Source organism: Azotobacter armeniacus (genome assembly GCF_054779355.1).
Genome location: NZ_BAAGYK010000164.1, coordinates 3655 through 15083, shown reverse-complemented (window position 1 = coordinate 15083; position 11429 = coordinate 3655). Strand labels below are relative to the sequence as shown.

At 63.7% G+C, this 11429-nt stretch carries 11 protein-coding genes and 2 pseudogenes; 4 read left to right on the top strand and 9 right to left on the bottom strand.

Going from position 1 to position 11429, the window contains the following annotated elements:
* The 4 genes and pseudogenes from ACYVD0_RS21955 to ACYVD0_RS21940 all read left to right on the top strand — a co-directional run.
* A partial coding sequence (locus ACYVD0_RS21955; RefSeq protein WP_460428769.1) for an efflux RND transporter permease subunit occupies positions 1-1005 on the top strand: 1005 nt, incomplete at its 5' end.
* 62 nt (positions 1006-1067) lie between these two features.
* Positions 1068-1874 carry an oxidoreductase gene (locus ACYVD0_RS21950; protein ID WP_460428768.1) on the top strand — a complete coding sequence of 269 codons (807 nt, stop codon included), beginning with the start codon at positions 1068-1070 and terminating at the stop codon, positions 1872-1874.
* Between the two features lie 52 nt (positions 1875-1926).
* Entirely contained in the window at positions 1927-2466 is a 540-nt protein-coding gene (locus ACYVD0_RS21945; RefSeq protein ID WP_460428767.1) for a PaaI family thioesterase, read from the top strand.
* Positions 2467-2577: 111 nt separating this feature from the next.
* Positions 2578-3519, top strand: a pseudogene (locus ACYVD0_RS21940) (beta-ketoacyl synthase N-terminal-like domain-containing protein); the annotation flags it as partial.
* Positions 3520-3551: 32 nt separating this feature from the next.
* On the opposite strand, the gene ACYVD0_RS21935 reads toward ACYVD0_RS21940, so the two are convergent.
* The 9 genes and pseudogenes from ACYVD0_RS21935 to ACYVD0_RS21895 form a co-directional block, all read right to left on the bottom strand.
* A protein-coding gene (locus ACYVD0_RS21935; RefSeq protein WP_460428766.1) for an IS3 family transposase occupies positions 3552-4714 on the bottom strand; the annotation gives its coding sequence in 2 pieces (ribosomal slippage) (positions 3552-4453 and positions 4453-4714; 1164 coding nt in all).
* Positions 4715-4762: 48 nt separating this feature from the next.
* Positions 4763-5008, bottom strand: coding sequence for a cation:proton antiporter domain-containing protein (locus ACYVD0_RS21930; protein ID WP_460428765.1), 246 nt, complete (start codon positions 5006-5008; stop codon positions 4763-4765).
* Positions 5005-5163 carry a flavin reductase family protein gene (locus ACYVD0_RS21925; RefSeq protein ID WP_152390194.1) on the bottom strand — a complete coding sequence of 53 codons (159 nt, stop codon included), beginning with the start codon at positions 5161-5163 and terminating at the stop codon, positions 5005-5007. The genes ACYVD0_RS21930 and ACYVD0_RS21925 overlap by 4 nt, the downstream gene beginning before the upstream one ends.
* On the bottom strand, positions 5163-6254 hold the full coding sequence (locus tag ACYVD0_RS21920; protein WP_152390193.1) for a Rieske 2Fe-2S domain-containing protein: 1092 nt from the start codon (positions 6252-6254) through the stop codon (positions 5163-5165). The genes ACYVD0_RS21925 and ACYVD0_RS21920 overlap by 1 nt, the downstream gene beginning before the upstream one ends.
* Positions 6255-6278: 24 nt before the next feature.
* Positions 6279-7982: an NAD(P)/FAD-dependent oxidoreductase gene (locus ACYVD0_RS21915; RefSeq protein WP_460428764.1), complete on the bottom strand. Its 1704-nt coding sequence runs from the start codon at positions 7980-7982 to the stop codon at positions 6279-6281.
* A gap of 42 nt (positions 7983-8024) precedes the next feature.
* Entirely contained in the window at positions 8025-9110 is a 1086-nt protein-coding gene (locus ACYVD0_RS21910) for a PrnB family protein (RefSeq protein ID WP_460428763.1), read from the bottom strand.
* Positions 9110-10726, bottom strand: coding sequence for a tryptophan halogenase family protein (locus ACYVD0_RS21905; RefSeq protein ID WP_460428762.1), 1617 nt, complete (start codon positions 10724-10726; stop codon positions 9110-9112). The genes ACYVD0_RS21910 and ACYVD0_RS21905 overlap by 1 nt, the downstream gene beginning before the upstream one ends.
* Positions 10727-11031: 305 nt before the next feature.
* Positions 11032-11157 (bottom strand): annotated as a pseudogene (locus tag ACYVD0_RS21900) (group II intron reverse transcriptase/maturase); the annotation flags it as partial.
* Between the two features lie 16 nt (positions 11158-11173).
* The coding region (locus tag ACYVD0_RS21895) for a transposase domain-containing protein (protein WP_460428761.1) at positions 11174-11429 on the bottom strand (256 nt) is incomplete at its 5' end.

Sequence of the window (11429 nt, the reverse complement as noted above, 5' to 3'; positions counted from 1 at the left end):
CCGATGATGCGCACGGTCAACACCGACTGGGGCACGCGCACGCCCACGCTGCATTTCACCTTGCAGCAGGACCGCTTGCAGGCCGTGGGGCTGACCTCCAGCGCCGTCGCGCAACAACTGCAGTTCCTGCTGAGCGGTGTGCCCGTTACCGCCGTGCGCGAGGACATCCGCACGGTGCAGGTCGTGGCCCGCTCGGCCGGCGACATCCGCTTCGACCCGGCCAGGATCGGCGATTTCACGCTGGCGGGCGCCAACGGGCAGCGCATCCCGCTGTCGCAAGTCGGCGAGGTCGACGTACGCATGGAGGAGCCGGTTATCCGCCGGCGCGACCGCATGCCGACGATCACCGTCCGGGGCGACATCGCCGATGGCCTGCAGCCGCCGGACGTGTCGGCAGCAATTACCCGGCAGCTCCAGCCCGTCATGGAGAAACTGCCGAGCGGCTATCGCATCGAGCAGGCTGGCTCCATCGAAGAGTCAGGCAAGGCGACGGTGGCGATGTTGCCGCTGTTTCCCATCATGCTGGCAATCACCCTGATCATCCTCATTTTTCAGGTGCGCTCGATCTCCGCCATGGTCATGGTCTTCCTGACCAGTCCGCTGGGGCTGATCGGCGTGGTGCCTACGCTGATTCTTTTTCAGCAGCCATTCGGCATCAATGCGTTGGTCGGTCTGATTGCGCTGTCAGGCATCCTGATGCGCAACACGCTGATTCTGATCGGGCAGATCCACCACAATGAACAGGCGGGATTGGACCCGTTTCGTGCGGTCGTCGAGGCAACCGTACAGCGTGCCCGACCGGTGATCTTGACCGCATTGGCGGCAATCCTAGCCTTCATCCCGCTGACCCATTCGGTGTTCTGGGGAACGCTCGCCTACACGCTGATCGGCGGCACGTTCGCGGGAACGGTGCTGACCCTGGTGTTCCTGCCGACCATGTATTCCATCTGGTTCAGGATCAAGCCCGATAGCGGCAGCCGATCCCTGGAAACGGTGCCCGCATGAACAGACACCACCGGCGGGCAGTCCCTGCCGCATTCAATTCATCCCCATCGAGAGGAACTGCTATGTCGACTTCGACAGTTGTCGTTGTTACCGGCGTGTCATCGGGCATCGGCCGTGCCGCCGCGGAGCAATTTGCCAAACGGGGCTGCCAGGTATTCGGCACCGTACGCAGCATTGCGAAAGCGTGCCCATTAGCCGGTGTCGAGTTTGTCGAGATGGATGTTCGCGACGACGCCTCCGTTCGACTTGTCATCCAATCCATCATCGACCGGACCAAGCGCATCGACGTGCTCGTCAATAACGCGGGAATGAACATGATCGGCACGGTGGAGGAAACCGCGACCGTCGAGGCCGCAGCGCTGTTCGACACCAATCTGTTCGGCATCCTGCGCACCACACAGGCGATCCTCCCGCATATGCGAGTACAGCGTTACGGAAGGATCGTCAATGTCAGTTCGGTACTCGGCTTTCTTCCAGCGCCGTACATGGGGCTTTATTCGGCTTCCAAACATGCAGTGGAGGGGCTGTCTGAAACCCTGGATCATGAGGTACGCCAGTTCGGCATCCGCGTAACGCTGGTCGAACCGGCTTACACCAGGACCAACCTGGAAGCCATTTCGCCTCAGGCAAGTTCAAGAATCGCTGACTATGGCCGTGAGCGTGACCTCGTATCCCGCTCTGTCACCAACAGTGTCAAAGGCGCCCCTGAACCCGATGGCGTGGCGAACACCATCGTCGAAGCGGCACTTGGCACATGGCGCATGCCGCGCACTCCGCCCGGACAGGCATCCATGCTAAGCAAATTGCGCCGCTTCATGCCTGCGGGCCCCGTCGATGCAAGCCTGCGAAAAGCACTGGGCTTGGCCTGAAAAAACCACCCAGAAACCATGTTGTCGGCAGCCCGATAAGAGGAAACCCCCCATGTCCGAACCGACCATCGACTGGGCCGCTCAGCAGCAAGCCTCACTGCAGCGTTCGATTGCAGGCGGCGGCAAGCCAGGTCTCGCCCGAATGGAACAGCTCGCCGGCAAGAGCGGCCGCGAGATTCTAGAAGCCATGATGTCCGGCGAATTGCCGTACCCCCCCATGAACGAGACCATGAACATGACGTTGCTGGAGGTGGACAACGGCCGCGCCGTATTCCAAGGCATACCGTTGCCGCAACACTACAACCCGCTGGGCACGGTGCACGGCGGATGGTTTGCCACGCTGCTGGATTCAGCCCTGGGCTGCGCAGTGCAGACCACTCTGCCGGCCGGGCGTTCCTACACTACGGCCGAACTCAGCATAAATATCGTACGGCCAGCCTCGCACAAAACCGGCCCTTTACGTGCGGTCGCCACGCTGATTCATGGGGGGCGGCAGATTGCTACGGCCGAAGCCCGTATCGAAGACGAAGTGGGCAAGCTCTATGCCCATGCGACCACAACCTGTTTTGTGTTCAAGGTGCCGACGACCTGAGGACAAGCCGCGCCAGAAGCCCTGCAGGCTGCGCGGGCAAGTGGTCGGAAAGAAACAACCGAAGCGGTGCTCGCTGCGAAGCGCCGCCCATGTGGAAAACGAGGTGAGACGATGAGTGTCCACAATGCAGTTCGAATCGTGGTGACGGGGGCAGGTACCATCGGACCGCTGGGGTGCGGCACCGAGACGGTCTGGTCCCGTCTGTTGGCGGGACAATCCGGCATCCGTGCGCTACCTGCCGATCTGGCCGATGGTACCGGCTGCGCTGTAGGCGGGCGGGTGCCAACGCTGGAAGAGGACAGACAGGCGGGCTACGACCCGGAGCGAATCGTCGCCGCCAAGGAGCGCAAGAAGATGGATCGCTTCATCGAGTTTGCGCTCGTTGCCGCTCAGGAAGCCTTGGCGCAGGCGGCCTGGCAGCCGACAGACGAGGAACAGCGGCAGCGAACCGCGACCATCATTGCATCCGGTGTCGGTGGGTTCGGTGCCATCGCCGAGGCCGTGCGCACCACGGACGAGCGCGGGCCGCGCCGGCTCTCGCCATTCACCGCGCCTTCGTTTCTCGCCAATATGGCGGCCGGGCACGTCTCTATCCGGCACGGCTTCAAGGGGCCGCTCGGGGCACCGGTGACCGCCTGCGCGGCCGGAGCGCAAGCCATCGGTGATGCGGCCCGACTGATCCGTAGCGGCGAAGCGGATATTGCGGTGTGCGGCGGGACCGAGGCAGCGATCCATCGCGTCACCCTCGGAAGCTTTGCTGCGGCGCGTGCATTGTCCACTGGATTCAACGACCGCCCCCAGCAAGCGTCGCGTCCGTTCGACCGCGACCGGGATGGCTTCGTCATGGCCGAAGGCGCCGGCCTACTGGTGATCGAATCGCTGGAACATGCGCTGGCACGCGGCGCACGGCCACTGGCGGAGCTGGTCGGCTACGGCACCAGCGCCGATGCCTATCACCTGACCGCCGGCCCGGAGAACGGTAGCGGCGCTCGACGCGCAATGGAGCAGGCGTTGCGGCAGGCCGGTATTGCTTCGGGCGATGTGCAGCACATTGGGGTGTCCTGACAAGACCAGACAGCCTCGTTTCAAGCGGCCTTCACTGAATCCCGATATCGCTTGGCAAATTCAGTGGGGGCCAGATAGCCAAGTCGCGAGTGACGACGCTGGCGGTTATAGAAAATCTCGATGTACTCCCTGATTGAGCTTTCAGCCTCTGCGCGCGTGGCGTAGCATGGGTGATGAACGAGCTCGTTCTTCAGCGCTCCCCAAAAGCTCTCGATCGGCGCATTGTCAAAACAGTTCCCCTTGCGTGACATCGAGCTCTGCAGACCAAACTGCTCCTGCACGTCACGGTAAGCTTTCGCGCAGTACTGACTGCCGCGATCCGAATGATGGATGAGACCTGGCGGTGGACGGTGCTGCTGGAGTGCCCGGAACAGGGCCCTGCTCACCAGGTCGGTCGTCATCCGCTCCGATAATGCGTAGCCAACGATCTCGCAGGTAAACACATCCTTCACCCCCGCCAGGTACAGCCATCCCTCTCCCGTCGGGATATACGTGATATCGGCCGTCCAGACCGCATTCGGCCGGTTTGGCCTGAACACCTGCCCCAGTACATTCTCTGCGACTGGCAACGTATGCGAAGAGTGAGTAGTCGCCTTGAAGCTGCGCTTCTGCCGGCAGCGCAGGCCCATTTCGCGGCGCAGGCGAGCGATGCGGTCGCGCCCGGCAGCAAAGCCCATCGCGGCAAGTTCCGGCTGTAAACGGCGAACGCCATAGGTCTGCCGACTTTTTCCATGGGCAGCCCTGATAGCCACCCGTAACCGCTCATTCTCCTGGCCTCGTGCCGAGGGCAATCGCGAGCGCCAGTCGTAGAAGCCCGCGCGTGACACGCCCAGCACCCGACAGGCCACCCTTATTGGGAACAGGTGCCGATGCTCTTCTATCCACGCGTACCGGGCAGTGACTCCCGAGCAAAGTACGCGGCTGCTTTTTTTACGATATCCCGCTCCGTGCGGGCATCAGCGAGCTCCTTGCGCAGACGAGCATTCTCCGCCTCCAGCTCGGCAACGGTTCTCGCCCCTGGGGCTGGTTTCTCACCACCTGCCATGGCAGCCGCCACCCAGTTGGCCAGCGTTCCCTTGGGAATACCAAGCCGGCTGGCCGCCTCTCCACGGCTGAGTCCTTGCTCGAGGACCAGTTTCACCGCTTCGGCGCGGAACTCTCTGGGGTAACTATTTCTGATCATGTTTCACTCCCGATCACTGATGGTAGCAATCGAGACTGTCTGCCGAAATCAGGCTACCCCAAACATCAGCAGTACCAGGCCGACTTCGCCGACTTGCGCCATCGCTGACAGCGCACGTGGGCCGAACAACACGTCGTAGAAACTCGGTGCGATCACGCCGAACAGCGAAGGCCCCAACAGCAAACCGGCCGCGATCTCGCCGACGACCGCGCACTGGCCGAGCCGTTCGGCAATGCGGCCGCAGACGTTGCAGAGCGCGATCACCAGCACGAGTTGCAACAGCCAGATAGTCATGAATACCTCGGAAAGAGCGACACCGACACGAAGCTGGTGGCCGCGAGCCCAAGCGGGCCCGCCGCGCCGTACGCCGTGATGACCGTGACGCCGCTCGCCAGGTTCGCGAGCGCCTGGCGGAGCGACGCGGCCGAGACCGGCTCGGCTTCACGCATCACCGCTCACTCGCGACGCGGTCGACCCAGCCCCGGTAGAACGCACGGTACTTGAGCACGAGCTTGTCGTACTTGCTGTACGCGCCGCCGCCGTCCGGCTTCATCCCGTTCCAGATTTTGACGTCGTACCCCGCTGCCTGTCTGGTCTGCAGCCCGAACAGCACGAAGTCGGTCGCGCGGCGCAGGGCGCCGCCCACCTTCTTGATCGAGATGAGCATGTGCATGACGTTCTTGCCGTCGCTCACCGGCGTCACACACTGGAGCAGCTTGTATTTGACGTCTCCGTCCAGGGCGACGGTCATGACGCACCCGCCGGGGTAGCCATCGAAGTGCAGGTTCATCTGCGACATGTTCAGGCCGAGCGCGCGCGACAGCATGCCGAGGGGGCCGAAGTACCGGTCCACGGTGAAGTCGATCCCGGCACCGAACCACGCGCCCGCCCGGGCCAGCGACTCAACCTCCGGCCACCGGCGCCAATCGTCGAAGAGCTTGAGCTCGAAGGCCGAGATCGGGAGCGCGTGCACGGGGGTCGCGTGCTGCGCGTCGTAGAAGTTCTCGACGATCCGCAAGACCGCCGTCGTCGTCTCGAACGCGAAGTGCAGGTGCATAAAGTCGCCGTTGTCGACGTCGGCCGCGGCGATTTCGGGCAGCGGGTGCAGCGGCTGCGGGGAGCCGTACCAGACCCACACGTAGCCGTATCGCTCGGCGGTGACCAACGTCGGCTGGCGCGCCCCGCGCGGCACGGGCTCCAGCCGGCGCACCGCCTGGCTGTGGCCGGGGATGTGAACGCACTGGCCCTGCTCGTCGTACCGCCAGTGGTGAAACGGGCACTGGATGCACCCGTCCTTGACCCGCCCGTCAGCCAGGTTCGCGCCTAGGTGCGAGCAGTGGCGGTCCATCACCACGGCCCGCCCCGTCGCTCCGCGCCACGCCACGCACGGACGGCCGAAGAGCGTCAACTCCGTCGGCTTGTCCTTGAGGTCGTCCGAGCGCATCGCGACGTACCAGCTCGCGGCCAGGCGCGTGGTCGCGTCGTACGCCCCCGGGGGATGCTTCTTGACGCTCGCTTGATCCAATTGAATGTCGTTCATCGTTTTTGTGCCGTCGTCGGCCGACTACTTCTTCAGCGCCAAGCCGATGCGGGTCGTGATGTACGCCTTGAGCAGCGCGAACATCGGGTTGTAGTCGAAGTACTTTTTCACCTCTGCCGGCGCGCTGGTTTGCGTCCAGTACATCAGCTTCATCGCCGGCAGTAGGCTGTACTTCGAGTTGTTGAGCTGCGGCTTGTCCCCGGTGATGCAGTACCCGAAGCCGAACATCGGCTTGGCGAAGTCTCGTTCGTCGATGAGGGCGTGAATCCGCGCCGCGGCCTCCTCGGCCGGCTTGCGCCCGGCGCTCACGGCCTCGACCTCGGCTTTGGCGTCGTTGAACAACTGGTAGTACTCCTCCATGTCCGCGCACAGGTACCCGAGGTACGGGGGGTTGTTGTCGAGGTGATCGAGGTCGCCCTCGTCGCGCGACGCGCGGAACCTCGCGTGGGCTTGCACGAGCCGGAACTGCCCGAGGATTGTGCCGACCGCCCACAGCCTGTGGAACGCGTCCCATAGGCGGAAGTCCGAGAACGCCGTGTAGCAGCAGCTGACGAAGTCGTCGTTGTGGTCCAAAAGCTTTTGCTGCAGGCGCTCGATGTACTCGAAGCGCTCGGGGGAGAAGTCGTCGTCGCATAGCGCCTTGATGAGGCGCGCCGCGAGCGCGTGGATGGTCACCGCGGTGTTCTCGAGCCCCCGGGAGAAGAGCGGGTCGATGAACCCGTTCGCGTGCAGCATCAGGCAGTAGCGGTCGCCGACGCAGGCGTTCGACGAGAACTGCAGGCGGTCGGTCTTGACCCAGTCGCGCACCGGCACGGCGTCCCGGAACTGCGCCCCGATGCTCGGGAACCGCGCGAGGAACTCGTCGAATTCTTGCTGCGCGGAGATGTCCGTTTTCGGGTAAACACGCGGGTCGAGCTGCAGGCCGACGCTCACCAGGTTGTTGGTCGACCGCGGGTGGTTGTTGAACGGAATCACCCAGAGCCAGCCGCCCGCGAACATGTGGTGCAAGGTCCCCTCGTGCCAGCGCCAGCGCTGCCCCTTGACCTTGAAGGTGTCGTCGAACGGCTTGACCCCGAGCATGTGCGTGTAGAGGCTGCGCGAGTGCGTCTTGAAGCGACACGGTTCTTCGCGGAGCTTGAACTTGGTCGCGAGCGGCGCGCGGGGTCCTCCGCAGTCGATCATGTACCGGCCGGTGAACCGTTCGCCCTGGGCGGTGGTCACCGCGACGCCGTCTTTATCGGCGTGGTATTCGGTCACGTTAGTCTTCTGGCGGACCTTGCAGCCGTATTTAATGGCGGCTTGCAACAAGTAGGCGTCGACGTCTTGCCGGTAATAATGGCTCTCCGGCCCCCACGGCAGCTCGGGAATGACGCACTGCGTGAACTCCTTCGGGTCGTGCTCCTGGCCGGGCTTGTGGAACACGAAGCCGAAGTTGCGCTTGATGCCCGTGCTCGACGCGACGTAACGTTGCGTCGAGTAGAACGACGTGATGTGGTCGAGCTCCGGAATGCCGTAGCGATCAGCGATGATGCGGTTCATAAGAGACGTCTCGGGGATCGACGATTCGCCGATCGTGAACCGCGGGTGCGACGACTCCTCGATGATCAGCACGCGAAACTGTTTTTTGGCCAAGATGGCCCCCATCTGGGTGCCGGACATGCCCGAGCCGAGGATGATCACGTCGAAGTGGTTGCTATCGCGCCCGTTCGCGGGGCTCTTCTGAGTCATGGGGGCAAACTCTCCTTGTGAGATAACACATGGCCGCGCGCGTCAGGATTCGTCGAGCGCGGCGCGGATGCGGGACCGCGCGGCACACGTGAGCGTGAGTAGATCGCCGAGCATGCTGGGCGCGTACCCCCCGCTGCCGATTGCGGGGCCGCTTCGCCCGACTTCGTACGCCCGCTCCGCCAATTTAAGGTGAGGCGCCCGGAAGCGCAGCAGGACCTTGAAGACCCGCTCGAGGGCTGCCAGCCCAGCCCGGACGGGCTCGCCCCGCGCACCGACCGCTCGCGCCTCGCCGAGCGCGCGGTCGACGAGCGCCGGCCCCCCAGCGAACCGAGCGTAGACCGCCCTGTACGCGGGAAGCACGTAGGGCAGGTACGTCTCTTTGAATTCTCGATAAGCTTGGTCGTCCGATTGCGAGCCCCACAGGACGTGCTCCAGCACGAAGAGGGGCATTTCTACGGCACCGGGGCCGAGGTAGCTCTGGCCCCCGACTCGAATCGGTTCGTAGAAGGGGCGGAGCTCATCGTAGAAGACCTGCAGCGAGATGAAGCGGTACGCGTAGACGATCGATTCGACCATTTTCTGCAGATATGCTGCTAGCTCGTCGCACCCTTGCGCGAACGCGGGCGACCGCAGGGGCACATCGGACAGTTCGACGGTCACCGCGATGGCCGCCTCGAGGGCCGCCATCGAGATGCGCACGCTCTCGAGCAGGTGCGCTTCGTCGCGGAGCCCAGTGTAGCTCCGCTGCGCGTCGGCCGCCGCGGGGTTCCAGACCGTCACATGCAGGAGCGTCTCGCGCGGCGGCAGGTCGGTCGCGCGCGCCAAGTCGAGCAGCACCGGCTCAAGCCCGGGCACCACGTCCGCGGGCTCATGTCCGTGCCGCTTGAGCGACCCCAGGAAGAACCCGATGTCCCGCATCGCGGCGGCGGCTTCGACGAAGCCCCAGCCGGAGGGCACGCCGCGCGCCGGGAGGAACTCGCGCAGCAGGCCGACGATGCCGGGCACGTCCTTGTTACGGTTCAGGCCCGGCAGCTGCAGAACGAGCGAGCGCGCCTGCAGCGGATCGCAGGCCGCCACGGCAGCGTGCGTGGCCGCGAATGCGCATACCCGGCCCAGGGCGCGCTCCACTACAGGATTTCCGGCGCCGCGGGCGTCGGCCCGGGCTGGCTGCGAGACAGCCCCGCGTCGCCCTCGCGCAGCGACCCCAAGTAGTCATAGTTCGTCGGCAGGCTCGTCCGCAGACGCTCGGCCTCGCGCTGGATGCGGGCGAACATCGCCTCGGCCTTATCGATCGACTCCGGTCGGTGCCGCAAGAGCGGCAGCGACCGGTCGGGCAGCATGCCCAAGCCAGCAAAGATGCAGTAGTAGTTTCCGTTCAACCAGAAGTTCTTGAATTCGTAGTCGAAGGTCTCATAGTACGTGGAATCGTCGAACGACGTGGTGGTCAGCGGCAGTCCCGCCTTGTAGCGCAGAACCTTCTCTTTGATGGCGTCCGAGAGTCGCAGGTCGTGCCGGTTCGCGAGCCAGAACGGCGTGTCTTCGCGCGACGTGGTGAAATAGTGCGCCTGGACGAAGTCTCGGCAGTCGTCGAACATGTAGACGATCTCGGCGTTGAACGCGTCGGTCAACCGCGGGTCGAACGAGGTGTCGGGGAAGTGCTTCACGAGTTGGTAAAGCGCCGCGTAGATGAAGTAGATCCCCGTCGATTCTAGGGGCTCCAAAAAGCACGACGACAGCCCGATAGCGACGCAGTTGTTGACCCACGCCCGCTTGTTGCGCCCGACCCGGAACTTGATCTGGTTGAGCGGCTGCTTGTCCGAGAGGCCCCAGAGGTCGAGGAAGTCGGCGGTGGCCTGGTCGCGCGAGGTGAACTTGCTCGAGAAGACGTAGCCGCTGCCGAACCGGCCCAGCATTGGAATCTTCCAGGTCCACCCCGAGTTCATGGCGATCGAGGAGGTGTACGGCTCGATCCCCATGCGCGCGTCGTCGTTGGGTACGGCGCTGGCGACCGCGCTGTCGCACAGCAGGTAGTCGGACATGTCAATGAAAGGCTCCTTCAGGGCCTGGTTGATCAAGAGCCCCCGCATGCCGGAGCAGTCGATGAACAGGTCCGCCTCCAGCGTCCGACCCTCCTTGGTGAACAGGTTGGAGATGTAGCCGCGGTCGTTCAGGTGAACCTCCACGACCTCGTCGACCACGCGGTTCACCCCGCGCTCGACGGCCCAGCGCTTCAAGAAATCGGCCACCAAGTGCGCGTCGAAGTGCCACGCGTGGGACATCTGACGGGTGCCGTCGGGCAGGCACGGTGCTAGCTTGCCGTCGAGCGCCCCGGGCTGCGGGTAGCAGGCGTACTCCATCGGCTGCTGGAAGCCCTGTTCGCGCTTGCGCAGCCAGTAGTGGGTAAGCGGCACGCCGTCGCAGTTCGGCACGCTGCCGAACAAATGGTAGAAGTAATCGTCGCGCGAGTGGTCGGGAGACTTTCTCCAATTCACGAACTTGATCGCGGCCTTGAACGCGCCGTTCACTTGGGGCATCCACTCCCGCTCCGGTATCCCGAGGAAGTCGAAGAACACCTTCTGCAAACTCGGGATGGTCGCCTCGCCCACGCCGATCCGGGGGATCGCCGCAGACTCGATGAGCGTAATGTTCGCCTGCTGTTGGAGCGCCCGGACGAGGTACGAGGCGGCCATCCAGCCCGCAGTGCCGCCGCCCACGATGACGATATTCTTGATCGGGTTGTTCATGACACTTCCTTGTTTCAAGGCGGACTGCCTGTGACGAGGGGGAGGCCGCCAGTCTCCGTGCAAGAGGCACATCAATGTGCTTGTTAGATTAGACATTTGCTCTCCGAGGTGGTTCGCACCTCGAAAGTCCCTTTCTTTACCCGAAGGGGATAACTGACGGGGGTATAAAATTTCATTTATTTAAACGCTCTACCGAACTAAGGGCACCTCGTCCGGTTCGGGGCGCTGACAATCATGACTTGGGCTGCCACACAGCCCTCTCCGTCATCGAAAACGATCCCAGTTGACCTATTTCTAAATCGCAGGCGGTAACCCGTTGCCACGTGGGCACGGGCCGTCTCGACGGCTTGGTGGGCGCTTTTGCCCGGACGGAAGCCGTAGCTGAAGTCCGAGAAAAACGGGTCGAAGATAGGCGTGAGCTGTTGCAGCAAGGTAAGCGGCCGGGGATTACACCTTGCTGGCAGGTTTCCAGTTGTGCGGCAGCAGCGCGGATATCTCACTGGCCTTCTGCGTCGGCAGCCGGGTCAGCACATCTTTCAGATAGGCATACGGGTCATGCCCGTTCAGTCGTGCCGACTGGATCAGCGTCATAAGCGCAGCCGCACGTTTGCCGCTGCGCAGCGAGCCGGCAAACAGCCAGTTCGAGCGCCCGAGGGCCCACGGGCGGATCTGGTTTTCGCACCAGTTGTTGTCTATCGCCACC

Bases quoted from the DNA above. Each gene is read 5' to 3' on its own strand.
- ACYVD0_RS21950 (WP_460428768.1), top strand. From the start codon at position 1,068: ATGTCGACTTCGACAGTTGTCGTTGTTACCGGCGTGTCATCGGGCATC.
- ACYVD0_RS21945 (WP_460428767.1), top strand. From the start codon at position 1,927: ATGTCCGAACCGACCATCGACTGGGCCGCTCAGCAGCAAGCCTCACTG.
- ACYVD0_RS21930 (WP_460428765.1), bottom strand. From the start codon at position 5,008: ATGACTATCTGGCTGTTGCAACTCGTGCTGGTGATCGCGCTCTGCAAC.
- ACYVD0_RS21925 (WP_152390194.1), bottom strand. From the start codon at position 5,163: ATGCGTGAAGCCGAGCCGGTCTCGGCCGCGTCGCTCCGCCAGGCGCTC.
- ACYVD0_RS21920 (WP_152390193.1), bottom strand. From the start codon at position 6,254: ATGAACGACATTCAATTGGATCAAGCGAGCGTCAAGAAGCATCCCCCG.
- ACYVD0_RS21915 (WP_460428764.1), bottom strand. From the start codon at position 7,982: ATGACTCAGAAGAGCCCCGCGAACGGGCGCGATAGCAACCACTTCGAC.
- ACYVD0_RS21905 (WP_460428762.1), bottom strand. From the start codon at position 10,726: ATGAACAACCCGATCAAGAATATCGTCATCGTGGGCGGCGGCACTGCG.